The organism is Xenophilus azovorans DSM 13620 (genome assembly GCF_000745855.1).
GTDB classification, from domain to species: Bacteria; Pseudomonadota; Gammaproteobacteria; order Burkholderiales; family Burkholderiaceae_C; genus Xenophilus; species Xenophilus azovorans.
In genome coordinates this window covers 18,712-43,363 of sequence record NZ_JQKD01000043.1, presented here as the reverse complement: position 1 = coordinate 43,363, position 24,652 = coordinate 18,712, and the positions used below count along the sequence as shown (strand labels likewise).

At 59.7% G+C, this 24,652-nt stretch carries 26 protein-coding genes; 1 reads left to right on the top strand and 25 read right to left on the bottom strand.

The window, feature by feature from the left end:
- The 19 genes from Q392_RS20485 to nagAa all read right to left on the bottom strand — a co-directional run.
- Window positions 1-280 (bottom strand): transposase (locus Q392_RS20485; protein ID WP_038211674.1); only part of this gene is annotated, 280 nt, incomplete at its 3' end.
- Between the two features lie 61 nt (window positions 281-341).
- Complete coding sequence (locus tag Q392_RS32125) at window positions 342-1,100, bottom strand: tripartite tricarboxylate transporter substrate-binding protein (protein WP_084217250.1); 759 nt, start codon at window positions 1,098-1,100, stop codon at window positions 342-344.
- Window positions 1,101-1,116: 16 nt separating this feature from the next.
- Window positions 1,117-2,010, bottom strand: coding sequence for a Bug family tripartite tricarboxylate transporter substrate binding protein (locus tag Q392_RS20480; protein ID WP_161125183.1), 894 nt, complete (start codon window positions 2,008-2,010; stop codon window positions 1,117-1,119).
- A 194-nt stretch (window positions 2,011-2,204) separates the two neighbouring features.
- Complete coding sequence (gene maiA / locus Q392_RS20475; RefSeq protein WP_026437509.1) at window positions 2,205-2,843, bottom strand: maleylacetoacetate isomerase; 639 nt, start codon at window positions 2,841-2,843, stop codon at window positions 2,205-2,207.
- Between the two features lie 11 nt (window positions 2,844-2,854).
- Window positions 2,855-3,556 carry a fumarylacetoacetate hydrolase family protein gene (locus Q392_RS20470; protein WP_026437508.1) on the bottom strand — a complete coding sequence of 234 codons (702 nt, stop codon included), beginning with the start codon at window positions 3,554-3,556 and terminating at the stop codon, window positions 2,855-2,857.
- 33 nt (window positions 3,557-3,589) lie between these two features.
- A complete protein-coding gene (locus Q392_RS20465; RefSeq protein ID WP_228771123.1) occupies window positions 3,590-4,630 on the bottom strand; it encodes a cupin domain-containing protein in 1,041 nt (346 codons plus the stop codon).
- Window positions 4,631-4,860: 230 nt separating this feature from the next.
- Entirely contained in the window at window positions 4,861-5,466 is a 606-nt protein-coding gene (gene gstA / locus Q392_RS20460; protein WP_026437506.1) for a glutathione transferase GstA, read from the bottom strand.
- Window positions 5,467-5,524: 58 nt separating this feature from the next.
- Complete coding sequence (locus tag Q392_RS32120; protein ID WP_217998759.1) at window positions 5,525-6,178, bottom strand: 2-hydroxychromene-2-carboxylate isomerase; 654 nt, start codon at window positions 6,176-6,178, stop codon at window positions 5,525-5,527.
- 129 nt (window positions 6,179-6,307) lie between these two features.
- Window positions 6,308-7,345, bottom strand: a complete 1,038-nt coding sequence (locus Q392_RS32115) for a dihydrodipicolinate synthase family protein (RefSeq protein WP_011801861.1) — start codon at window positions 7,343-7,345, stop codon at window positions 6,308-6,310.
- A 57-nt stretch (window positions 7,346-7,402) separates the two neighbouring features.
- The gene (locus Q392_RS32110) at window positions 7,403-8,038 is read right to left on the bottom strand and encodes an OmpW/AlkL family protein (protein ID WP_080746661.1); all 636 of its coding nucleotides are present in this window, start codon (window positions 8,036-8,038) and stop codon (window positions 7,403-7,405) included.
- Between the two features lie 71 nt (window positions 8,039-8,109).
- Window positions 8,110-9,018 carry a 1,2-dihydroxynaphthalene dioxygenase gene (nahC, locus tag Q392_RS20455; protein ID WP_038211671.1) on the bottom strand — a complete coding sequence of 303 codons (909 nt, stop codon included), beginning with the start codon at window positions 9,016-9,018 and terminating at the stop codon, window positions 8,110-8,112.
- 25 nt (window positions 9,019-9,043) lie between these two features.
- The gene (locus Q392_RS20450) at window positions 9,044-10,495 is read right to left on the bottom strand and encodes an aldehyde dehydrogenase (protein ID WP_038211669.1); all 1,452 of its coding nucleotides are present in this window, start codon (window positions 10,493-10,495) and stop codon (window positions 9,044-9,046) included.
- Between the two features lie 48 nt (window positions 10,496-10,543).
- Window positions 10,544-11,323, bottom strand: a complete 780-nt coding sequence (gene nagB / locus Q392_RS20445; protein WP_038211668.1) for a 1,2-dihydroxy-1,2-dihydronaphthalene dehydrogenase NagB — start codon at window positions 11,321-11,323, stop codon at window positions 10,544-10,546.
- A 63-nt stretch (window positions 11,324-11,386) separates the two neighbouring features.
- Complete coding sequence (gene nagAd / locus Q392_RS20440) at window positions 11,387-11,971, bottom strand: naphthalene 1,2-dioxygenase system small oxygenase NagAd (RefSeq protein ID WP_038211667.1); 585 nt, start codon at window positions 11,969-11,971, stop codon at window positions 11,387-11,389.
- Window positions 11,972-11,985: 14 nt separating this feature from the next.
- Window positions 11,986-13,329 carry a naphthalene 1,2-dioxygenase system large oxygenase NagAc gene (gene nagAc, locus Q392_RS32105; protein ID WP_084217248.1) on the bottom strand — a complete coding sequence of 448 codons (1,344 nt, stop codon included), beginning with the start codon at window positions 13,327-13,329 and terminating at the stop codon, window positions 11,986-11,988.
- A gap of 88 nt (window positions 13,330-13,417) precedes the next feature.
- A complete protein-coding gene (gene nagAb, locus Q392_RS20430; RefSeq protein ID WP_034303853.1) occupies window positions 13,418-13,732 on the bottom strand; it encodes a naphthalene 1,2-dioxygenase/salicylate 5-hydroxylase systems ferredoxin NagAb in 315 nt (104 codons plus the stop codon).
- Between the two features lie 11 nt (window positions 13,733-13,743).
- Window positions 13,744-14,229, bottom strand: coding sequence for a dalicylate 5-hydroxylase small oxygenase NagH (nagH, locus tag Q392_RS20425; RefSeq protein WP_026437496.1), 486 nt, complete (start codon window positions 14,227-14,229; stop codon window positions 13,744-13,746).
- Window positions 14,230-14,231: 2 nt separating this feature from the next.
- Window positions 14,232-15,494 carry a salicylate 5-hydroxylase large oxygenase NagG gene (nagG, locus tag Q392_RS20420; protein WP_038211663.1) on the bottom strand — a complete coding sequence of 421 codons (1,263 nt, stop codon included), beginning with the start codon at window positions 15,492-15,494 and terminating at the stop codon, window positions 14,232-14,234.
- Window positions 15,495-15,539: 45 nt separating this feature from the next.
- Entirely contained in the window at window positions 15,540-16,526 is a 987-nt protein-coding gene (gene nagAa / locus Q392_RS20415) for a naphthalene 1,2-dioxygenase/salicylate 5-hydroxylase systems ferredoxin--NAD(P)(+) reductase NagAa (protein ID WP_038211661.1), read from the bottom strand.
- A gap of 115 nt (window positions 16,527-16,641) precedes the next feature.
- Between nagAa and nagR the strand changes: the two genes are divergently transcribed.
- Complete coding sequence (gene nagR, locus Q392_RS20410) at window positions 16,642-17,547, top strand: naphthalene degradation transcriptional regulator NagR (RefSeq protein WP_034303858.1); 906 nt, start codon at window positions 16,642-16,644, stop codon at window positions 17,545-17,547.
- Here nagR and Q392_RS34075 read toward each other — a convergent pair.
- The 6 genes from Q392_RS34075 to Q392_RS20380 all read right to left on the bottom strand — a co-directional run bounded on the left by Q392_RS34075 (window position 17,514) and on the right by Q392_RS20380 (window position 24,635).
- The gene (locus Q392_RS34075) at window positions 17,514-19,160 is read right to left on the bottom strand and encodes a methyl-accepting chemotaxis protein (protein WP_084217246.1); all 1,647 of its coding nucleotides are present in this window, start codon (window positions 19,158-19,160) and stop codon (window positions 17,514-17,516) included. The genes nagR and Q392_RS34075 overlap by 34 nt on opposite strands.
- A gap of 282 nt (window positions 19,161-19,442) precedes the next feature.
- The gene (leuD, locus tag Q392_RS20400; protein ID WP_026437492.1) at window positions 19,443-20,087 is read right to left on the bottom strand and encodes a 3-isopropylmalate dehydratase small subunit; all 645 of its coding nucleotides are present in this window, start codon (window positions 20,085-20,087) and stop codon (window positions 19,443-19,445) included.
- On the bottom strand, window positions 20,087-21,496 hold the full coding sequence (leuC, locus tag Q392_RS20395; protein WP_026437491.1) for a 3-isopropylmalate dehydratase large subunit: 1,410 nt from the start codon (window positions 21,494-21,496) through the stop codon (window positions 20,087-20,089). Before leuC ends, leuD begins: the two co-directional genes overlap by 1 nt.
- The gene (locus Q392_RS20390) at window positions 21,496-22,506 is read right to left on the bottom strand and encodes a hydroxymethylglutaryl-CoA lyase (protein WP_048806242.1); all 1,011 of its coding nucleotides are present in this window, start codon (window positions 22,504-22,506) and stop codon (window positions 21,496-21,498) included. The genes leuC and Q392_RS20390 overlap by 1 nt, the downstream gene beginning before the upstream one ends.
- A 10-nt stretch (window positions 22,507-22,516) precedes the next feature.
- Entirely contained in the window at window positions 22,517-23,701 is a 1,185-nt protein-coding gene (locus tag Q392_RS20385; RefSeq protein ID WP_026437490.1) for a CaiB/BaiF CoA transferase family protein, read from the bottom strand.
- A 217-nt stretch (window positions 23,702-23,918) separates the two neighbouring features.
- Window positions 23,919-24,635, bottom strand: a complete 717-nt coding sequence (locus Q392_RS20380) for an ABC transporter ATP-binding protein (RefSeq protein ID WP_026437489.1) — start codon at window positions 24,633-24,635, stop codon at window positions 23,919-23,921.
- Window positions 24,636-24,652: the final 17 nt, after the last annotated feature.

Here is a 24,652-nt window from a genome sequence, read left to right as displayed (position 1 = left end):
CGGCTTTTTTTGCGATGTCGCGCTCCATGCGAAGGCGAGCATTCTCAGCGCGCAGCCGCGCTATCTCCATCTGCTCGGCAGACACCTTGGCGACCTTGTCACCGCCATCAGCGCCGCCGAGCTCGCCCTTGGCCGCCAGCCTCACCCAGTTCCCCAGACTGGCCTTGGGAATGCCCAGCACCTTGGCCACTACCGCAATCGCCCGACCCGAGCGGACCTGTCGAACCGCCTCCAGCTTGAATTCACGCGTGTACTGCGCACGCACCTGCTTGTCACTCATTGCTCAACTCCTCGTCGGTATTTTCAACAAGGGTTAAGAACTCCACTTTTCAGGGGTAACCTCAGTAGTCTGCACCGAACTTTTGCTCTGCAAATGTGGGAGTGTCGGGCGTGAAGGGTGTTCGCTGCGGCCCAGAGGTTGCGATGATGCGCAATTTCCCCGCCTTTTGGAAAGACAAGAACGTCCCCGTAGGCGCAGCCATGCATGCAATCTGCCCACCGATCAGATCGGTAACTCCAGGCGCGGCGCCACGATAAGCCACGTGCCTGAGATAGACGCCAGCCTCCTTGGCTACCAGCGCCCCCAAGAGATGCAATGGTGTACCGGTACCGGGAGATCCGAAACTTGCGTGTTCAGGGTGCTCCTTGGCCCAGGCCAGGAAATCCCGGAGCCCACGCACGGAAGGCGGTACCAAGGGACCCAGCGCAAGGGCGTCAGTCGTAGTGGCTACGGTGGCTACGGGAGCCAGATCCGCGAACGGATCGTAGTCCAACTTGCTGTAGACGAAAGGGTACAAGGACAGCACGGCGTCTGGTGTGAACAACAAGGTGCTGCCATCGTCGACGGCTGCCTTGACGGCGGACACAGCTATCCGCCCACCCGCTCCGACACGGTTGTCAACGATCACGTTAACCCCGGGTTCCGTCACCGCCAATCCTTCTGCCACCCGGCGTGCAACCGCATCGACGACTCCTCCGGGTGGGAAGCCGTTGATGATCTTGAGTAATTTTGGTACCGGTTGGGCTTTGACGCTTCTTACAGTGCCGAGCGATAAGGTGGCAAATCCCGCGGCTTTCATCCACTCACGGCGTTTGATCATGGTGCCCCCCCTCTGCTCAAGACTGCGCGGTAAAACCAATTTTCTCAGCGACTGCTTGCCAGCGTTTGATGTCGTTTTTCAATCGATCGGACAAGCCTTCAGGCGAACTCCAACCAGCCTCCATGCCCATCATGGCGTAGGCCTTGACCAGTTCCGGGTTTGCAACAGCCGACTTCATGGCAGCGCTGGCTTGCTGGACCGCTTGCGCGGGCGTGCCTGCGGGCATGAATACCCCGAACCACTCGGTCATCTCACTCAAGGCGATGTGGAGCTCCTTGAAGGTCGGGACGTTGGTCAGGAAACGAGAGCGGTTGGCGCCAGTCACGCCCAGCACCCGGATCTTGCCGGTCTTCATGTGAGGGAGGAACTCACCCAAGGGCGCGGCCACCGCCGGGATGTGCCCCCCCAACAGGTCCACAATCGCAGGCTGGGAACCGCGGAAGCCTGTCTGCACCATTTTCACGCCCAAAAGCCGCCCGAGCAGCTCGCCCAAGAAATGCGGTCCAGAGCCGGTGGCACCATGGCCAAACGTGGCAGAATCAGGGTTACTCTTGATCCAGGCCAAGTAGTCGTTGAGGCTACCAACCGATTCCGGGACAGCGGGCCCGATCGCAAACCCAACCTCGCTTGTCGAAACCATACCGACCGGCACAAAGTCCTTGACCGGGTCATATCCCAGATCTTTGTACGTGTGAGGGTATAGCGTCATCATGGATGCAGGCGTCAGCAGAAGTGTCGCGCCGTTTGGTGCCGCGGCCTTAACATGCTGGATCGCAATTCGACCACCCGCCCCCGTGCGGTTGTCGACGAGCACACTGGAAGCATAGGCACCGCGCATTCCCTCAGACAACCGGCGGGCAGCCATATCGGTCGCTCCGCCTGCGGCGAGTCCAATCACGATCGTGGCCACGCCAGGGCCGGATTGCGCCAAGCTCATGCCCGGAAGGCCCCCGATTCCAAGGGAGCCCAAAGTGCTCAGGGCTGCTCGTCGGGTCAGAATATGTTTCATAATCTTTCCCCTTACATTTTCACTATTGCTCATTGATACTTGTCACTGGGCAGGGCTACGAACTGTTTATTAGGGCGAAGGCGGCGTATTTTTCGTCAAGCCGAATCAGGTTGAGCAGCTGGCGCGGCGCGCCGAAATGCGTCCAACTCGCCGCAGGCCGCGTCCACTGCGCGGATCAGGGGGTAGGGCGTCAGGTCCACCTGGAAGCGGCGGGCGCTTTCCACCTGCGGCACCAGGTAGCAGTCGGCCAGCGTGGGTGTGTCGCCAAAGCTGTAGCGGCCGCGCTTCGGGTCGACCGCCAGCAGTGCTTCGTAGGCATCGAAACCGGCGCTGATCCAGGTGCCACACCAGGCGTTGATGGCGGCCTCGTCGGCGCCGAACGTCTTGCGCAGGTACTCCAGAATGCGGCGGTTGTTGATGGGGTGGATGTCGCAGCCCACGATGGCGGCCAGCGCGCGCACCCGTTGGCGGCCGTCGGCGTCGGCCGGCAGCAGCGCGGGCGTGGGGTACTGTTCCTCCAGCCATTCGATGATGGCCGGCGACTGGATCAGCACTTGCGCGCCCGTGTCCAGCGCGGGCACCAACTGCTGTGGGTTCAGCGCCTTGAAGGCGTCCTTTAGGTGCTCTTCCTTGCCCAGGTGCACGGCCAGGTACTCGTAGGGCACGCCCTTGAGGTTGAGCGCGATGCGCAGCCGGTGTGACGTGCCGCTGCGCCAGAAGTTGTACAGCTTCATCGCGTGCAGGCTCACTCGGCCGGGCCGACGGTCAGGCTGATCTCGGCAATGCCTTCCACACGGCCGATGATCTTGTCACCCGCCACCACGGCGCCCACGCCTTCGGGCGTGCCGGTGTAAATCAGGTCGCCGGGTTGCAAGTGGTAGTAGGTGGAGAGGTCGGCAATGATCTCGCGGACGTTCCAGATCAGCTTGTCCACGTTGGACGACTGTTTGGTCTGGCCGTTGACTTCCAGGGCGATCGCGCCCTGCTCCACCACCACGCCTTGCATCGGCACGATCTCGGAGCAGACCGAGCCTTCCTCGATGTCCTTGCCGGTGTCCCAGGGGCGGCCCTTGTCGCGTGCCACCAGTTGCAGGTCGCGCCGGGTCATGTCCAGGCCGGCGGCGTAGCCGTAAATCAACTCGTGCGCCTGGTCTTCGCTGACGCGGAAGCCGGGCTTGCCGATCGCCAGCACCAGCTCCATCTCGTAGTGGTAGTTGCTGGTGCGCGGCGGGTAGGCCACGGTCGCACCACTTTCCACCAGGGTTTGTGGCGATTTGGTGAAGTAGAACGCTTGTTCGACGCTTTTGTCGACCGGACGGCCCATTTCCACCGCGTGGGCGTGGTAGTTGCGGCCGACGCAGAAGATGCGGTTGATGGGGAAGCGCTCGGTCTTGCCACGAACGGGCAGAGACTGGACGGGAGGCGGGTTCCAGAGGTAGTTGCTCACTTGCTTTCCTGTTGTGTGGTGCTTCGCGGCGGCTCAGCCGCGGTTTTCAAAGACGCCCAGCTTGCGGTGCAGGGGCGATTCGTCGGCCATGAAGATGAAGGACGGCTGGTCGGCTGAGAGGTTTTTCAGCGTCACCTCGGTGTAGCCGGGGGCGCAGCAGGTATCGGCTTCCCTCAGGGCGAAGGTGGACTCGGCGATGCGCGCCTCGCTGCGGCCTTCGATCTGGTGGAACACCACGGCGGGCGAACGCACGGGCAGGCGCAGGGTCTGGCCGGGCTTGAGCATCAGGGCGTAGAAGCCCAGGATGTTCTCGGCGTCGTCACCCGTTTCGGGGTTGACGTAGGTGACCTGCACGCATTCCTGCTCAGGCTGGTCGGCCGCCAGCGACAGCAGGGCGGCACGGGTGTCGGCCCAAGGGTAGCGCAAGAGAGGATAGCGCTTGTCGCTGCGCTGGAACACGGGGGTTGGCACCACGCCCGCACGGGTCCAGGCGCAGTCGCCCCGGCCGGGGTCGACCTGCTGGCGCTCGCCGTCGATGTGGTAGCTGGCCTCCATGTAGTACACCAGCGGCAGGTCCAGCACATCGAGCCACACCACGGGCTCGTTGCCGTCGTGGCCGTGCTCGTGCCACAGGCCGGTGGGCGTGAGGATGAGGTCACCCCGGCTCATGGGGCACTTCTCGCCATCCACGGTGGTGTAGGCGCCCTCGCCCTCCACGATCATGCGCACCGCGTTGGGGGTGTGGCGGTGGCTGGGCGCCCACTCGCCGGGCAGCAGCAACTGCATGCCCAGGTATATGGCGGCGCTGGCTTGCATCTTCTCCAGGCCGTGGCCGGGGTTGGCCAGCACCAGCACGCGGCGCTCGGCCTTCTCAATGGGGGTCAGCTCACCGGCCTTGAGCAGCAGCGGCTTGAGCGTCTGGTAGGACCAGTAAGTCGGCTGCGTCTGGCGGGTCGGGACATTGGGCGGCAGCACCGCGCGTAGGCTGGGCCATAGCGGCACCAGGTTAAGTTGTTTGAGTTCGTCTCGGTAGTCCTGCGGCAGGTCTTCCAGTCGGCCAAGTTCGTGACTCATGGTGATACGCTCCTCTTCATCAAGCATGTGGATAGGGGAAGCCGATATCCCTCACGCTTCGATCAGACCAAAGCAAGTATCGGCAATTTCTGAATCCGACCGCAGTCGGAAAAAGGGGCTCGTAATCTGTGTGCATCGAAATTTGATCGAGGCCGCTGCCCACGGCTGCCCCGCGGCATGGCTGGCCGCTCATGGAGGCTGGCCATGCTTTATTTATTTCTCTAAAAAAATCAGATCAAACCTTCAGCCGACAATGTGGCCCGGACTGCTGGACGTTCAGCCACGCGGTTGAGGTAGCCTTGCAGGCCGGGCCAAGGCGAAAGGTCCACATTCACGTAAGCCCCCCAGCCAAGCACAGTAAACAAGTAGGCGTCCACCACGGAAAAGTCGTTCCCCATGGCCCAAACCTTGTCACCGAGCATCTGCTCGGTATGGGCAAGACGGCTTTCCAATTGGGCCTTGATGACTGGCTTGGCATCCTGTGGAAACACCGGGCTGAACAGCGCTCCGAAGCTTTTATGCAATTCGGTGGAGATGAAATTCAGCCATTCCATCAGTCGGTAACGCTCCAGCGAGCCAGCTGCCGGTGCCAGGCATTTTTCTGGCACACGGTCAGCGAGGTATTGAACGATGGCCGGCCCTTCGGTGAGCACCTGCCCATCATCCATTTGCAAAGCGGGGACACTGCCCACGGGATTGACGGTCTTGTAATCAACACCAGTCTCAGTCACCTTGGTGCCGAGATCAACCTTTTCTAGCTGAAAGTCAAATCCACCTTCACGAAGGATGATGTGAGGCGACAATGAACATGCGCCGGGGCTGTAATAAAGCTTCATGAGACTCCTTAAAATCAAGGCGTGGTTGAAAAATCAGAAAAATCGATGCACTGAGAATTTATGGTTGCGTTTCCTTTTGCAACCTGCTCTCAAGCATGAAAAGGCGGTCATTTCCCCACCACATTTGATCATCCCAAAACACGGTGGGAACCCCGAAAACCTTTCGGTCAATGGCCGCCTGCGTCTCTTCGTCGTATGCCTTGGCGGCATTTTCGCTGTTCAAAAAATCTTCAAATTCACCGAGATCCCAGTTTAGCTTGTCGCATACCTCAGCCAGCAAGCTATCAGCATCCAGTGCCCACCCTTTCCCCCAAGCCGAATCGAAAACAAGGCGAACATATTCAGCGGCTCGCTCCCTGGCTGCCGGGTAATACAGTCCGGCATTCACCCGGCGGCTGTTGAAGTTAGGGGGGAAAACCAACGGAATCCTATAGAGATCGGCCCATCGCTGCAAATCCACCTTTAAGTAGTCAAGCTTGACCTTGAGATCCCGATTGGACGGCCCGATGTTGCCAATGGCCGTCTTTGCTCGCGCCAAATCAATGGCGTGATACTGGATGGGGAATCCATAACGCCCCGCTAGCACCGACAAACGGTGGTTTGCCAGGTACGAAAAGGGGCTCAAAAAATCGAAATAAAAATCAACCATCATGCTCAGGCTCTCCCAAAAAAAGACGGCAGAAATGTGGAGCTGCTTCAGGGCAAGCGCCACATCCCGCGCTCTTGGCGCTTTTACGGCGTACTCGCATATTTGATACTCGCCGATTCCTCCAATCCAGAGGACGCCCAGATCAGCCAGCTTTGCTGATCGGAGATATCTGACTCAGGACCTGGCCTCGCCTCACTTCTTTTTCGAGCCGGTTGCCGTTTTGGTTTTCTTCAATTCCTCGGCGTACTTGGTATGCAGTGCGGCCCAGGCGTTGCCTGATTTTCGAGCACCTGCAAGGTATTCATCTGGTACCAGCGTATAGGGTGGCCGGCACGGCCCCGCTTTGAGCCAACCCGCCTCGTCCATTCGTGCTTTTTCGAGACCAATGTTGTATTTCGAGAATTCCGAGAAATCGCCGCGTGGAAACAGTGTGGCGTCGGCAGCGCGCATGTCATCTGAAATGGCCTTGGCCTTGGTCCAGTCACCGGTCGTCTTGGCCTGTGTCACCGCATCACGAAGCATGAGGGCAGTCGCTGGACCGCACATGGAGCCGCTGGACCAGAAGGCGGTCATGCGCTCAGGATTGATTCGGGCCGCAGCGTAATAGTCATCCTCATGCGGAAGGAAGCGAATATTTGGAGCCAATTTCAGATCCAAGTCCAGCATTCCGATGCCCAAGTACTTGGCTGTAACAACTTGCGGGATTTTGGACATTTCGGCCCAAAACGGGCGAGGAAAATCAAATTTGAAAGCCTCCGGGTTGGCATAAACAGCGATGGCAGCATCTGGCACCGCTTCCGCCACATCGCGATAAAACTGCACGGCGGTGGGCAGATCCATCTTCACCCACATCGGCACGCCGAGCATGGTTCCTTGGGCACCAATGTCCATCACTTCGCGGGTCTGGCGTATAACTTCACGGGTATTCAAGGCTGTTGTGCCGCAGAAGTAGGGCACTCGACCACGGGCGGTTTCGACGACCGTTGAAACAAAATCCCGCTTCTCCTCCCACGTCAGCGTCGCGCATTCGCCAAAGGTGCCGTGGCTCAGAATGCCATTGACGCCGGCCGCAATCAACTCCTCGACAATCCGGGCCGTCTCGTCGAGATCAACCGTGTGCGTGCTGCGCCAGTCCGAGGCATCCGGCGTGGACGGGGTCGGCATAATGACCCATGCGCCTTGAATATCCTCTGCAGTCAGGCGCGTCGCTTTGCTGGTCTTTCTTGTCATTCAAATATCCTTTAAAAATGGTGGTGTAAATAGAACTTGGGAATCAAAGTGGGCCGATCAAAATCTCCGACCAATCGCAATCGAGGTCAACAACGGATTCAATGTTACGCGGGCCGTGGCGACTTGCGGGCCAAGAAACCCAGATGCATCTGTTTTCAAATAAAGTTTGCGGAGATCAAAGCTGACAAACCAGTCGCGGTTGATGTCGGCTTCCGCGCCGATGTGGAGCACAGGTGCCCACGCATGATCTGCATCGAATGAGGTCAGATTGGCATCTTTGCTTTTCAGAATTCGGGTGTAGTTGATCCCCGCCCCCACGTACGGGCGAATCAATCCCATCTGCGGCAGGTTGTAGGTCGCCGACAAAACCGCAGGAGCATATTGAACACGACCGAGCAAAATCGGAGGCAGCGTGCCTGCGCCTGTCACTTTTGTGGTGGGTGGAATGCCAAAAATTAATCGCGCGTTCCAGTTATCGTTAATGATGTAGCCGAAGTCAAATGTCAAAGCGTTGTTGTCACTAGCGTCAGCGCTTCCACCCGGAACCCTTGTTCCGTCAATCGAAACTTTGGCGCTCGCATCGAAGGCTACGTTGGTGGCGCCGATGCGATATGACCAACGGGAATCCTCGGCATATGCGGTGCTGAGCATCAGCATCCCAAGTCCTGCGAGGGAAATGGCTTCTTTGATCATCATTGTCTCCTTTTGTTATATGGAACAGAATGGGAAAAACAGATGCGATCGATTTCGCATCTTTTGCATGGCTAGCTCAGTTTGACGTCCAATCCATAACCGGTGGCCTCGATGGCGTGACCGAAAATGTCGCCGACGTAATATTCCGATTCAGCAATGGCGGGGGCGCCTCGCCACCCAGGTTCGATCAGCCAGCCGGAAGGTGTTGCCCCGTAGAACGTCAGCGCCTTATCGTTGGAATGGATGCCCAATTGCAAGGCAATGTCAATCTTTTCCTTCGTGAAAAGCTGGTGTGTGTAACCCAAATCTTCGATATGAGTGTATTCAATCATCAGATGATTGAGGCGCTTGGCCGCAGGCATTGAACCGAAACCGATGGAATGATCGCGAGCATTGCAATGCATGAACGTCAACTCAGCCGTCATGCCGTTGGGCAAAGGAAGGCGGTACTCGACATCTCCACGAAATCCCAGCAAGCTATAGAACTTACGCGCCGCTTCAACATCATTCTGACGCACGATGCAGTGGCCTAGGCCCTGATCGCCGGTTAGAAATTTTCCGTGCAAGGGACGACCGGGGTGGAAGGGATTGTTCAGGTCAATCCGAGGTCCCCAGAAAATCTCGGTCGGGTTGCCCCCCGGATCTTCTGTCTTCATCAGGCCCAGTACCATCCGTTCTTGTGCTTCGGCTTTGTCGCACACGCGGACTTTGTAGCCTGCGTCCACGAGCTTTTGACCCAATGCCTCGAATTCCGGTTGACCGGCGACACGCCAGCCCAGGTATTCAAGGTCATCTTGACCGTTGTGATGAACCACGATCCGATGGTGCCAATTGTCCATTCGCAGATAGAAGCGATCCTTGTCACCCTCATCGAGGACTTGAAGTCCCAGCATGTTTGCGGCAAAGGATTTCCACGCTGCAGGATCCTTGACCGAAATGCCCATGTACCCCAATTCAATGACTGCTGCCGGCTTGTTCATGGTTTAACTCCTTTGTTGCTTCGGCTTAGAAGGGATACTGCTGCTCGAACGGTTCAATGGTTAGCCATTTGATCTCCGTGAACTCGTCAATCACCGCGCGTCCGTCGAAGCGACCATAACCGGTGGCCTTTGTGCCGCCATAAGGCGCCTGCGCCTCGGTCTGTACGGTGGACCCGTTGATATGGACCGAGCCGTATTCGATCGCCATGCCCACGCGCAGGGCCCGGTTCACGTCCCGGCCAAACACGCCCGATGACAGGCCATATGCACTGTCGTTGGCAATACGGATGGCATCGGCTTCGCCCTTGCAACGAACAACCACAGTGATGGGACCAAAGGTTTCCTCATCGTAGATCTGCATGTCGGCTGTCACGTGGTCCAGGATCGTGGCGGGCATGACCGCACCCTCGGCCATACCACCGCACACGACCTTGGCACCCTTGTCGATGGCATCTTTCAACAGGCCATTGATCCGGTCCCCCGAGTTGGACGACACCATCGGACCAATGACGCAGTCCCCGGTCACGCACGGATCGCCTGCACTCAACTTCTTGGTTTTCTCGACGAACTTCGCGACAAATTCGTCCGCGATCTTCTCGTCGACCACCAGGCGTTCGGTGGACATGCAGATCTGGCCTTGGAACAGGAAACTGCCAAACACCGCTGCCTTGACCGCCGCGTCGATGTCCGCGTCGTCCAGAACGATCAGCGGGGACTTGCCACCCAACTCCAGCAAGCAGCGCTTGAGATGTTGGGCCGCTTTCTGGGCGATGATGCGCCCCACGCGAGTGGAGCCCGTAAAGTTGATGCGACGAATCTCTTTAGACGAAATCAGCGCATCGGCGATATCGGGCGAGCGGTCCGGGGACGAGTTCAGATAATTGAGCACGCCAGCGGGCAGGCCGGCCTCCTGTACGCACTTCGCGATCAACGCGTGCGTGCCGGGGCTGAACTCGGAGCCTTTGAACACCACGGTATTGCCGCAGACCAACGGATACGCGATGGCCCGCGCCGCGAGCACTGCGGTGCCGTTCCATGGCGCGATACTCAAGATGGGGCCGACCGGTTGACGCAGCGTCATCGACAGGGTGTCAGCCTTGTCCGTCGGAATGGTTTCACCTTGTATTTGCGTGGCCAGTGAGGCGGCTTCCCGGAACACATTGGCCGACAGGTGCACGTTGAACCCCGCCCATAGCGCGGAGGCGCCCACTTCCTTGGCCATCACTTCGATGAACTCGGGCGTTTTGCTCTCCATGACGTCTGCCACCTTCAAAAGAAGGCGCCGCCGCTCCGAGGGTCCGACGGCCTTCCAGGACTTGAACGCCTCTTGAGCGGCTCGAGCCGCATTGACCGCATCGTCCACCGTGGCGTTCGCGCATTGGGTCACGACCTCGCCACTGACAGGGTGCTTGCGATCGAATGACTTTTTGTCACTCGAAGCGCTCCAGGTGTTGTTGATGAACAATTTCGTCTTCATGGGTTGTCTCCTGGGAATGGGGTTGAAAAATCTGATTTGATTGAAAATTCACTTTCGGCCGAGCGCCATGCCGCCATCAATGCTGATCACCGTGCCAGTGATGAACTTCCCTTGTTCTCGGGAGGCCAGCAAAAGGTACGGTGCCACCACGTCCTCGGGCCTTGCCGCGAACCCCAGGGGAGTCAGGCCTTTGATCATGTCATCGATGCCGGGCATGTCTTTCATTTTGGTTTTGTCGAAGCCAGCGCTTGCCGGGCCAGCCAAAGAAGTGACCGTGCCACCTGGCGCAACGCCATTGACCCGGATGTGCGGAGCCAATTCGTAGGCCAAAGCCTTGACCATGCCCAGCACCGCATGTTTGCTGGCAATGTAGCAAGAACCGCCGCCACCGACCGCATAGGAAGAAACGGAAGCCGTCACCACCACCGATCCGTTCGTCTTTTTGAGCTCCGGCAAGGCCGCGCTGATGCCGCTGAAATAGCTTTTGACGTTGATGTCAAATATCTCGTCGAAACTGCCCGAGAATTTCTCCCAAGGCTCATCGATGCTCAGCATGTAATCCCATATCCCGGCATTTCCGATGAAGCAATCCAGGCGCCCGAACTTGGCAACCGTCTGTTTAACCAGCTTCTCATTGGTGGCGTGATCACGGACATCGCCCGCCACGATCTCAATGTCGTCTTTGAATTCACTGCGAAGACCCGCCTCTTGCTCCTCGTTGCGAACGAGTGCAGATACGCGATAACCGGCTGCCTTAAAAGAGCGAACCAACTCGAAACCAATGCCCGTGCCGGCGCCAGTGATGGCAACAACTTGCTGTGTGTTCATGGCAATAAATTTCTGTTAAAAATAATCACGAATGCCCGCCATCCAGGCAGGCATCCCCAGGGCTCACAGGAAGATCATCAGGTTGTGGGTTTGGAGAATGCGCTCAGGGTAGTCCACAAAGCGTTCGACCAATTTGATGCCACCACCTTCGTTACGTTTCCATTTGTCTTCTCGCGTTGCATAGAACACGTCAACCTGGTTTCCGCGCCTGGCGCGGTGGAGAATGAGGTTGGAGCGGACATGCAGCAGATCCGGTGCACCCGTGTCCTTGGCTGCCATGACATTGGTGACGAAGCGAGTGAAACGCATCTTCGGGCTGTTGGCCCAATTCTGCGGGTCGAGCTGATGCTCAACTCGAACTTTCAGTTGCTGATAGTTCTCGTTGTAGATGTTCACTGCGTCATTCAGCTTGTACCGGCGTTCAGAGGTGGAACGCAGTTCTCTCGAGATCACCTGGTATTTGATCTCGGGGGCAACGCAGTGTTCAAGCCAGGCGTTGTAGGCCTGAATGTCCAACAGATGTGCTTCCCTGGCTAGGAGCGTGTTGACTTCTTGCAGCAAAGCGCTATCGTGTCCGATGAAGTAGCGATGAAATTCTTCAGCGTCGTGCGCGGAGACCAGCTTGTCTTCCTGGGTGTTGATCATCATGGTTGACTCCTGGATTAGCGATCAGTCGTCTTGGTGAGTTCGGCATGCCAACTGCGTGAGCTGTTTTCGAACTCGGCCCAATTGGAGCTGCTGATGTGCGCTTGGTAGGCGCGGTAGAAGCCGCGATAGCTGGTTTCACCGATGGACGACTTGCCAACGACGCCGGGATATACTTCATCACCGTAGACGTCCTTGCCGAAACCCAGGTTGGCAAGCAGATCGCTGTTGCTGGATTGGTATTTCTTGGCATTTTGCGACTCGGTTTCCATGTTGTCGTTGTCGTCGCTTTCCCAGAAGCCTGCAGGTCCGAACGTGCGCTGAACCGCGTCGGCTAAGCGGATTTTCAATTCCTCCGGCATGTCTTTTTCCACGATCGCATACGTCCAAACTTCGGTCGTGTTCTCGTCGATCGGGTTCCAGACCTTGAAAACGCCGGAGCAGGTCAAAATGCTGTTGTTCGGGAAAACCGTGCAGTTCAGATGGCTGCGGTAAATCCGCGCCCGAACATCACCGATTTCTTTGGCGAGCTTTTCCTGTTTTGCGCCGCCGAATGCCATCATGTCCGGCACCAGGTCGGCGCTGTGAACGCCGGAATAAGCGTCCCACAACACCCCCATGCCGCTGCCGTATTTGCTGGTCATTTGCAAGCCCGCGCCTTCGGGCGGCAGCATGGCGTTGCCCGCGAGAGGGGTAAATATCGACTGACCTGAGCGCAAAGACGATGCGTGCGTCCAGCCCACGTGGTATGCGTCACCCACAAAGTTTTCCGAGGGCGCCTTCCAGTTGGCCTTGATCACCACTTTGCCCGGGGGGCCTACAAGTTCCAGACCGCCTGAGTGCTTGAAGATGGGCTCCAGGTACCAGGCTGCATCACCCAGATAATCCATGAGCGGGGGAGCCTCTGCATCAAAACAGCCGTAAATAAAGCCATGAAAGCTCTCGACGCGCGGGACTTCTTTCAAGCCCAAGCACTTCTTTTTGATCGCATCTCCGTACAATTCTTTTTCAAAGGGAACGCTTTGAAGTTCACCGTTGGAGCCGAAACCCCAGCCGTGGTAACTGCACACAAAGCCTTTCGCATTTCCGGCTTCTGCGTTCACCAGTGTCTTGCCCCGGTGGCGGCAAACATTCAAAAAGGCTCGCACGGAGCCATCGTTCTGACGGGAGACGATGACTTCATCGACGCCCATTTTTGCTGTGACATAGTCGCCGGGGGAGGGAATCAGACTGTCATGGGTCAAAAAAAGCCAGTTCCGCGCGAAGATGGTCTTCATCTCATGCTGGAAAAGTTCTTTGTCACCATGAATCAGGTGCTTTTGCGTCAGCCCTGCTTCACTCACTAAGTTTTGGTAACTCATAATTGCTTGTCTCCTCTTGTTTGAAAACGGGTAGTGATTGGGTTGGGTGGGGTGATTTCCGGATTTGGCTTTCCTCCTGCAAAGAGTTTTAGTCCAGCTTGAGCATCACGCGCATGTTTTCGATTTTTACGGGGTAGGTTTTGATGTCCTGTGTCAGGGGTGTGCACAAGGCTTTACCCGTGCAAACATCGAATCGGCCTTGATGCAAAGGACATTCAATTTCCCGGCCTTCGAGAAAGCCATCGCTCATGCGGGCGGCGCCGTGAGTGCAGGTGTTGTCGGTGGCGTAGATCTCGCCCGCCACCTCGTAGAGGGCAATCTCCTTGCCGACGATATTGATGCCGATCACGTCGCCCTCGGGCACCTCGTCGCGGGCGGCGGCGTCGATCCAGTTCTCGCTCATTGGATTCGTTCTCAGATTGGATAGATCACAGAGTTGGGGATCATTTCGCTGTCGTAAACGCACAGGCGCGACTTCAGCTTGAGGCCCTCGGGCGTGCGCACGATCACGTCTCGGTAATAGCCGGCGTTGAAAATCGTGGAATCGCCGTCGTACTTGGTGCGAATCACGGCATAGCTGGCTTCGGCGGTGATGCGCTCGCCATCCGCGTCACGCTCCACTGACAGCACGCGCGGCGTGCCCACGATGTGGCGCTGGTAGTAGGGGTCGTGGTACATGGTTTCCTTGACGCCGTACACCCGGTCGCGGATCATTGCCTTGCTCTCCAGCGCCAGCAGGCACAGCGGCAGGCCCTGCTCAAAGTTCTCGCGCGGCTGCAGGCGGTAGGTGCCGGTCTCGATGAAGAAATCAGGCCACTTCTCCCAATTGGCGGAGTCGCACACCATGGCGTAGTCGCTGTACAGGTTCAGCAGTTCGAAATAGGTTTTGAAGTCGACCATGTTTATTCCCCCATCACCTTGCGCCAGTAGTCGTACATGCCGCGGATCAGCGTCTCGGTGACCATGTGGTCCGTGTCGCCGATTTCGTGACCGCCCATCTCGATCACGGTGCGGTGCGTCGGTTTTTGCTCAAAGCCTTCCTGCGACCACTCGATCACCTCGCCGTCATCGGCCGACACGAAGCCCGCCGGCCCGAACAGGTTGGCCTGGATCAGGCGGCGCTGGGTCCACTCCTCGTTGTCGTCCTCGAAGCCGAAGTGGGTCCAGACGAAATCGAAGGAGCCGTGACCGTTGGGCTGGATGTGGCGGGTCGATACGCTGTTGACCTGCTGCTGGATGATCACGCTGGGGAAGATCGTGGTCATCACCGCAGTCGGACCGCCCCACCAGGGCTCGGGCACGATGTCGAGCAGGCGCGGGTCGTTCACCTTCATCTGTTCCTTGAAGCTGTCCACGCCGGACACGACCTCCTCGTTCTTGCCGCCCTGACCGCGCGTGGAGATCATTGCGGCGTGGCGGAACTTGGCGTCCATCTTCAGTTCCGACTTGTTGTCGGCGCGCCAGAGCCCGAAGGTCGAGAACCAGGTGTGCAGCAGGCCCGGGTGGTAGGGGTCCTTGATGTTCTCCTGCATCAGCTTCCAGTTGCCCGGGATGCGCTGGCGGCGGTAGCCCAGGATCTTGAGCTTGCGGCCATTGAAGACGCGATCGAAGTAGTGCAGGATGGTTGGGCCCAGGAAGTCCTCGAAAGGCTCGACATCGTGGTCGAAAGAGGCAAACACTGCACCGCCTCGGGCGGCCACCTTGAGCTTGGTCAGGCCGTGTTCTTCGAGTTTGAAGTCCTTGGGCATGCCGCCGTTGACCTTGCCGTCCTGCTTGACGCCACGGCGGAAGGGCACGCCCTGCAGGTCACCCTTGAGGCTGTAGTTCCACTGGTGGTAGGGGCAGAAGAAGTCCTTGGCGTTGCCGTGGCGCTCGCGGCAAAAGCGCATGCCACGGTGGGCGCAGACGTTCTCCACCACGTTGATGCCGCCATCCGGATCACGCACCATGATGACCGAGCGCTCACCGATCACCGTTCGCTTGAAGTCGCCTGGATTCGGAATCTCGGCTTCCAGGCCTACATAGCACCAGTGGTTTGCATAGAACAGGCGCTCCAATTCGCGCTTGTACAGGTCTTCGCGGGTGTAGGCCCAGAAGGGAACGCGGCTGCTGCCGTCGCCCGGCCACTTCGGATCTTGGGGAAACACGGGTTGGGGTTCATTCATGGCATGGTTTCCTTGGATTAAATTGGGCTCGCATGGCGCCTTCGCTCAGACACCGCTGGGATAGAACGCATCGGCATGGATATGCCCGGGTGCTATGCCCAGGCGAGCAACGAGCAGGTTCAGGGCCTCTACCATGGCCGGAGCGCCACACAGGTAGGCGCGCCATCCCGCCAAATTGGGCAGGTCACGTTCGATCAGATCGGTGACCAGGCCGGATCGATGACCAGGGCCGGCAGGGCCTGTTGCAACAACGACATTCACCTTGAGATTCGGAAACCTTGCAGCCAATGCGTGAAGGCGTTCCTCGTCATAGATGTCCTGCTCGCTCCGCACACCGAAGTACAGATGGATGGGGTTGCTCATCCCTCCCTCCAGTGCGCCTCGAATGATCGAAAGGACGGGCGCCAGACCGGTTCCACCCCCCACACAAAGCATGGGGCCCGTGTGCGTGCGCCGCAGATAGGCCGTTCCGAGGGGGCCGCTGATCCGCACCGAAGCGCCTACGGACAGTTCATTGAAAACGTAGTTGCTGACGTGCCCGCCCGGAACCTCGCGAATCTGAAACTCCATTTCTGCATCGCCAGGCAGCCCGGCCATCGAATAGGGGCGGACGCATTCGGGCGTAAACTGCACCGTTGCGTACTGGCCGGGGCTGAACTCAAGCGGCTTGGCCAGTTTGATGCGCAGGCGCCGGATGTCATGGGTGGCCTCGTCTATCGCTGTGACCGTCCCCTTGACGATGCGCGCCGGGTGAACCACGATCTCGTCAGATTCAGGGATCTCAATCGTGCAGTTTTCGATCAGTACCGCCTGACAGGCCAGAACGTAGGTTCCCTTTCCTGCCTGCGGGCGCCCTGTCTCGGGGCCGTTATCGCGAAGATGGCCGGCAATCACACGGCAACGGCAAGTGCCGCAGCGGCCCGACATGCAGCTATAAGAAATGGGGACCTCGTTGGACCTGAGCACGTCAAGCAGGGTGCTGCCGGTCTCCGCGTTCAGATGCAAATTGAGGGGTTCTACTACCAGTTCCATGCAAGCTCTTTTTCAGTTGTCTCCGAATGGCTGCGATTCTGGCCCGTCGAGCGGTATAGCGCCATAGATCAAATCTGATAGTTAAAATCACCAGCATGAATAATGGTGAGACATCATGGATCTGCGCGACATCGACTTGAATCTGCTGGTGGTCTTCAAACAGCTACTGCTCGACCGGAGCGTATCGACGGTCGGCGAAAAACTGGGGCTGACGCAGCCTGCCGTCAGTAATTCACTTAAACGGCTGCGTGCGGCGCTAAAGGACGATTTGTTCTTGCGCACGTCAAAAGGCATGGAGCCGACACCGTATGCACTGCATCTTGCGGAGCCCGTGGTCTATGCGCTCAACACGCTGCAGACGGCGCTGACGACCCGTGACTCGTTCGACCCGCTTATCAGCACGCGCACCTTCAACTTGGCCATGACCGACATCGGCGAGATGTACTTCATGCCTCCACTGATGGAAGCGCTTGCGCAACGAGCTCCTCATATCCAGATCAGCACGCTGCGCCCGAATGCAGGCAATCTGAAGGAGGATATGGAGTCGGGTGCGGTCGATCTTGCCTTGGGTCTTCTGCCAGAGCTACAGACCGGATTCTTTCAGCGGCGCCTCTTTCGCCACCGCTACGTATGCATGTTCCGCAAGGACCATCCAAGCGCCAAATCCCCCATGAGCCTGAGGCAGTTCAGTGAATTGGAGCATGTCGGCGTGGTCGCACTCAACACCGGACACGGTGAGGTCGATGGCCTGCTTGAACGCGCAGGCATCAAAAGGCGCATGCGACTGGTGGTGCCGCATTTCATTGCGGTCGGCCCCATTCTGCACAGCACCGACCTTATCGCGACCGTGCCGCAACGTTTTGCCGTTCGCTGCGAAGTGCCTTTTGGTCTGACGACATCCCCGCACCCGGCCAAGCTGCCTGACATCGCCATCAACCTGTTTTGGCATGCCAAGTACAACCGGGATCCGGGCAACATGTGGCTACGTCAGTTGTTCGTCGAGCTTTTCTCTGAAGCATAAGCGTCCAGCAAGCCCATATTGACTGCCGCGGGCGGCCATAGCTGAGGATCAGGATGTCGGTGGTCTGCCAACCGGTGCGGCGCAGTTCTCCCATGCGACTGGTCTTGTGCGTAGGCAGCCGGGTCGGAACTGCCATCGTCCGCCAGTTTGAACACCGCCACCGTCTGCACCAGCTCTTCGGACTGACCCTTCAGTCTGGAGGCCGCGGCGGCCATCTGCTCGACCAGCGCCGCGTTCTGTTGCGTTGCCTGGTCCATATTGGTGACGGCCTCGCCCACCTGCGCTACTCCCTGGCTCTGCTCGGTGCTGGCCGCGCTGATCTCGCCCATGATGTCGGTCACGCGCCGAATGCTGTCCACGACCTCTCTCATAGTGGTGCCGGCCTGGTCCACCAAGGCGCTGCCTTGCTCGACCCGGCCCACGCTGTCGTTGATCAGGGTCTTGATTTCCTTGGCGGCCTCGGCGCTGCGCTGGGCCAGGCTGCGCACTTCGGTGGCCACCACGGCAAAGCCGCGACCGTGTTCGCCCGCTCGGGCGGCCTCGACGGCGGCATTCAGGGCCAGAATGTTGGTCTGGAAGGCGATGCCGTCAATGACGCTGATGATGTCGGCGATCTTGCGGGAGCTTTCGTTGATGCCTGTCATGGTGTTGACCACCTGGGCCACGGCTTCACCGCCTTGGACGGCCACGGTGCTGGCGCTTTGCGCGAGCTGGTTCGCATGGCGCGCGTTGTCGGCGTTCTGGCGCACAGTGGAGCCCAACTCCTCCATGCTGGCGGCGGTTTCTTCCAGGGAGCTGGCCTGGCTTTCGGTGCGCGCCGACAGGTCGTGGTTGCCCTGGGCAATCTCGGAACTGGCCGCCTCCAGGCTCTCGGCGTTCTGGCGCACATGGGCCACCATGCTGGACAGGCTGCCCTGCATGTCCGCCAGGGCGGTTATCAATTGGCCGACTTCGTCGTTCGAACGCGTCACGATCTGCCCCGTGAGGTCGCCCTGGGCAATCTGGCCCGCCAGCCGCAGCGCCTCCTCCAGCGGCCCGAGCACCGCTTTGCGGATAGCCCAAAAGGAGGCCAGCAGCACCAGACCGCCCAGCAGGTTGATGCTGAAGACAAGCGCCTTGATGAAGCCGACCGCCTCGGCCACCAGCGGGGCGAAACGGTCGGCGTTTTCCTGTACCACCGCCATGTCGGGCCGCAGCCGCTCGACCAGCGCCGGGCTCACGGTGCTGCCAGGCTCGAGCTCGATGATTTTCTTCATGCGCTCCAGATCGTCAATGCCCTTGCGCGGCAAGTCAATGACGTCATTGAAGCCGAGCAGGCGGAACAGCCCCTGTTCGACCTTGAACAACTCCACATCGACCTGCGCGGCAAGCCACTGCCCGTGCTCGATCGGCTTGAGCAGCAGGTCCTTGCCAACCGCCGGGGCCGTGTCACCCGAACTCGCCCGCTGCATGGCGAGCTCTATCTGCATGACCACGTTGAGATGGTCTCGCTCCAGGTGGTGGAAGCGCGCGGCCTTGCCGAGGAATCGCCCCCCCAGCATCACCAGCAGCGACACCGTGAGCACGGCGACTATGCCGAACAAGAATTTCTGGCGCAGGGTGAATTGGGGCATGGGTTGTGTTCCTTCAGTGGAAAGGGTACCTTCTGCACGATGAAACGAGCAGGCACGTCAGAAAGGTTGCCTGCCGGGCTGCCGACCAGGATCTTGATCGGTTTGGTGGGAAACTGTTCTGCCGAGTCCGCAGGCACCGTGATGACGACTGTCGCCAGTAAGACGGTTATGCTGGTAAGGTGCCGCAGCACATTGCGCACGAGCTCTGAACGAGCTCTGAATTTGAAGAACGATGGTCACGGTTGATCCTCTTGGGCTTGATGAATGAAATTGCCAGCTTTTTCAAGCCCCTCCAAATACCCATGGCTCCGCCAATTGCCGCCTAGCCTCGTAGCGGCGAATCTCCGCGTCATGCTCCAGCGTCAGGCTGATGTCGTCGATGCCGTTGAGCAGACAGCGTTTGCGAAACGGATCGAACTCGAAGCCGAGAGCAGGGCCGATCGGTGCTTCGATAGACTGTCTCTCGAGGTTGATGCGCAGGCGGTAACCAGGCTGGCTCTTTACCTGTTCGAACAGATACTGCACCTCAACCTCGGGCAGCACGATGGGCAACATGCCGTTCTTCAAGCAGTTGCCGTAGAAGATGTCGGCAAAGCTGGGGGCGATGAGCGCACGAATGCCATAGTCGTGCAGCGCCCACGGCGCGTGTTCGCGGCTGGAGCCGCAGCCGAAGTTCGCTCGCGCCAACAGGATGGAGGAACCTTGGTAGCGGGGCTGGTTCAGCACGAAAGCCGGGTTCGTCGGCCGCGCGGCGCAATCCTGCCCGGGCTCGCCCTTGTCCAAATAGCGCCATTCGTCGAACAGATTGCCCCCGAAGCCTGTGCGTCGTATCGACTTCATGAACTGCTTCGGGATGATGGCGTCCGTGTCGACGTTGGCGCGATTCAGCGGCACCACGATGCCGTCGAGAAACGTAAAAGGTTCCATCAGCTGAACTCCTTACGGACATCAACGAAGTGGCCCGCAACTGCGGCCGCCGCCGCCATTGCCGGACTCACGAGATGGCTACGCCCTCCCGCCCCCTGACGGCCCTCGAAATTGCGGTTCGAGGTGGAGGCACAGCGCTCTCCGGGCGCCAGCCGGTCTTCGTTCATACCCAAGCACATCGAACAGCCCGGTTCACGCCATTCGAAACCCGCGTCGGTGAACACGCGGTCAAGGCCTTCGGCTTCGGCCTGCGCCTTGACCAACCCCGAGCCCGGGACCGCGAGGGCTAGCTTGATCGTGGGAGCAATATGTCCGCCCTTCAGCACGGCGGCCGCAGCGCGCAGATCCTCGATGCGGGCATTGGTGCACGATCCGATGAACACCTTGTCCGGCTGAATGGCCTTGATTGGCATGCCCGGCTCGATTGCCATGTACGCCAGCGCATTGGCCATTCCGGAGCGCTTGACAGGGTCCGGTTCACGCGCAGGATCGGGCACCTGGCCGCCGATCGGCTGCACCATTTCGGGCGATGTGCCCCAAGTCACCATGGGTTGCACAAGAGCCGCATCGATCTCAAGCGTTCTGTCGAAGTGCGCACCCTCGTCGCTGACCAGTGTGCGCCAGTACGCCACCGCCTGCTCCCATCGCTCGCCGCGCGGCGCGTACGGACGCCCTTTCAGGTAGTCGATCGTTTTTTGATCGACCGCGACCAATCCAACGCGAGCGCCTGCTTCGATCGCCATGTTGCACAAAGTCATTCGGCCTTCCATGGACAAGGCGCGAACCGCGCCACCGCCAAACTCGATGGCGTAGCCGGTTCCGCCTGCCGTGCCGATGCGGCCGATCACGTCCAAGATCAAGTCCTTGGCCGTTACGCCAGGCGCCAGTGCTCCCTCAATGCGCACGAGCATGGGCTTCATCGGGTTGACGGACAGGCACTGCGTCGCGAGCACATGCTCGACCTCGGAAGTACCGACACCAAAGGCCAGGGCGGCGAAGGCGCCATGCGTGCTGGTATGCGAGTCGCCGGCGACAACGGTCATTCCCGGCAAGGTTGCGCCCTGTTCCGGACCGACGACATGGATGATGCCCTGACGGGGGTCCGAGAGTCCGAACTCGGTGACACCGAACTCCTTGCAGTTGCGGCTGAGCTGTTCGACCTGGATACGCGACAAGGGATCTATGATGCCCACGGAGCGCGATGTCGTCGGCACGTTGTGGTCCGCGGTCGCCAGTACCGTTTGCGGACGCCACAGCCTGCGCTTGCCCATGCGCAACCCCTCAAACGCCTGCGGGCTGGTGACCTCGTAGACCAGATGGCGGTCCATGTACAGCAGCGGAGGGCCGGCCTCGGGCTCGTGCACCACATGCCGTTGCCACAGCTTTTCGAAAAGTGTCGCGGCGGCCATTACGTTCCCCTCAGGACCGGACTGGCCGGGCTTCCGGCAAGGCAACCCACGCCGGCCAGGCGCTGCTGCGGTTCGCGTGAGTGCACGCCATCCGGTACGGGATACCGCCGACTCGATGGACCCGCCTTCATGACCTGCCCGGGCACATCGTGGCCGACGATCTCAGGCATGCGGCGCGCCTGCGCCAGCAGCGCTTCCAGATTGACGCCGGTGCGATAGCCCATGGCCTCGAACATGTGAACCAAGTCTTCGGTGCAGACGTTCCCGCTGGCGCCCGGCGCGAAGGGACAGCCCCCCAGCCCGCCGAGGGAGGCATCGAAGCGGTCGATGCCGGCCTCGAGCGCCGCCAACGCATTCGCCAGTCCCATGGCACGGGTGTCATGAAAATGCGCCGTCAAGGTCAGTTGCGGCCAACCAGTCTTCACCGCCCGGCAGAGGCGCTCCACCTGCCCCGGATGGGCCATGCCGGTCGTATCGCACAGCGTCACGCGCGCGATGCCCAGCCCTGCGATGCGCTCTACGAGCGCCAGCAGGACCGCGTCCGGCACGTCACCTTCGAACGGACAGCCGAAGGCCGTGGACAACGAGGCGTTGACCTGCTTACGGCCGTCCACCAGCCTCACGATTTCGGCAAACTGCGCCAACGACTGCGCAGGGGTCATCCGCAGGTTGGCGGCGTTGTGTGTCTCACTCGCAGACATTACGAGATTCAGTTCGTCGACGCCGCAGTCGAGCGCGCGCTCAGCGCCGCGAATGTTGGGCACCAGTGCGGCGTATTCAACGCCGGGAATCCGTTCGATCCCTCGCATCACGGCTTCGGCATCCGCCAGCGCCGGGATGGCCTTGGGCGAGGTGAACGATGTGACCTCTATCTTGGCCAGTCCTGTGCGGCTCAAGCCATTGATCAGGTCAATTTTCTGTTCGGTGGGCACGAAGCGAGACTCGATCTGGAATCCGTCGCGCACAGAAACTTCCTGGATGTACAGCCGCTGGCCGTTAGCCTTTTGCATGAGTTGCCCCTCAAACCACGCCATCGGCGCGCAGTCGGGCGAGCTCGTCGGCATCAATGCCCAGGGAGGCCAGCACTTCCTGCGTGTGCGCGCCGAGCTCGGGGCCGACCCATTTCGTGCGCCCGGGAGTCGCGCTCAACTTGGGCACGATGCCCGGAAAGTCGATTGGTGTGCTGTCGGGTAGCGCGTGGCGCTCGATCATGTCGCGCGCGTGGAAGTGCGGGTCTTCCGCGATGTCGGCTGCGGTGTAGATGCGCCCGCTGGGCACTTCGGCCGCCTCCAGGACCTTCAAGACCTCGTCAAGCGGGTGCAGTCCGGTCCAATCGGATATAGCGGCATCCAGCCGATCATTGTGTCTGACACGGCCGTCATTACGCACCAACGCGGGGTCAGCGCCGAGATCGTCGCGCCCGATCGCGTGCATCAACCGCTTAAAGATGGCGTCGCCGTTGCCTGCGATAACCACGTAGTGGCCATCGCCGCAACGGTAGGTATTCGATGGTGAAATGCCCGGGAGACTGGCGCCGGACCGCTCCCGCACGAAGCCGAACTCCGCGTACTCTGGAATCAGGCTTTCCATCACCGCGAATACCGACTCGTACAACGCGACATCGATGAACTGACCCTTGCCCGCGTTGGCCTTGAGATGGTGCATCGCCACCAGGGCACCAATCGTGCCGTACAGCGAGGCCAGCGTGTCGCCCAAGCTTACACCCACCCGTACGGGCGGACGATCGGCAAATCCGGTCACGTGACGCAGCCCGCCCATGCACTCGGCGATGGCCGCAAAGCCCGGTCGCTGGCTGTACGGGCCCGATTGCCCGTAGCCGGAGATGCGGACCATGACAAGTTGCGGATTGAGGGCCGACAATTGCTCCCAGCCCAGCCCCCACTTCTCCAGCGTCCCGGGACGGAAATTCTCGATCACGATGTCGACTTCGCCGGCCAGGCGACGTACGATCTCGCGCGCCTCGTCGCGCTTGAGGTCGAGCGTGACCGACTTCTTGTTGCGACTTTGCGTGTACCACCACAGCGAGGTACCCTCGTGGAGCTTGCGCCATTTGCGCAACGGATCCCCGTCCTTCGGCGGCTCGATCTTGATCACTTCCGCGCCGAACTGAGCCAGCAGCGCGCTGGCGTAAGGCCCCGCTACCAGCGAGCCGAGTTCAAGTACCTTGACGCCCGCAAGCGGCATTACATCCGACGTAGGTTTGCTCTCATCGTTCTCCTGAGAGGTCGATTTTTTCTTCATGGTTGTGTCATCCGAACCGTCAGTTCGCTCAGCATCCTTCGAAAGGTTTGACCGTGCGCTGTCTTTACGGTGTGTATTCATGATTGCTCCTTAGAACCCATCCCGAGTCGAAACTCCGTGGATGTGCAAGCGGGGAGCGCAGTCTTCATGGTCGCACTCATCAGCTCACTCCCAGGTATTGATGGATGACATCAGGCGTGCGGCGAAGTGCCTCGGACCCGCCCTGCCAAACAACGCAACCTTTTTGAATCACGTAGTGGTGATCTGCCAGATCAAGCAGTGCACCGACGTTCTTATCGATAACGATCTGCGAGAGTCCATTGGCCTTCAATTCGCCGAGCGCACGCCAGATCTCTTGGCGGATGAGAGGTGCCAGGCCCTCGGTGGCCTCGTCAAGCACGAGCAGGCGTGGGTTGGTCATCAGCGCGCGGCCAATCGCGAGCATCTGCTGTTCGCCGCCCGATAGCTGCGAGGCAAGGTTCCGCCGGCGCTCCCGGAGCCGGGGAAAGAGGTCGTAGACGCGGCTGAGCGTCCAATGTGGCAAGGGCGCCGACTCACCGACTCGGGCTGTCGCGACGAGGTTCTCCTCTACAGTGAGGTTCGGGAAGACCTGCCGGCCTTCGGGCACCAATGCGAGACCTTTGCGCGCCACGCGGTGGATGGGCAGTCGGTCGAGTCGAATGCCGTCAATCGACACCGTGCCGGCCGAGACGGGCAACAGCCCGAAGATGCACTTGACTGTCGTCGACCGACCCATGCCGTTGCGGCCGAGCAGCGTGACTACCTGCCCCTTTCGTACGTCAAAAGAGATGTCAAAGAGGGCTTGGGCGTGGCCGTAGGAGGCCTGCAGCCCAAGGACGGAGAAGAAAGTGCTCATATCGTTGTCCCGCGCCG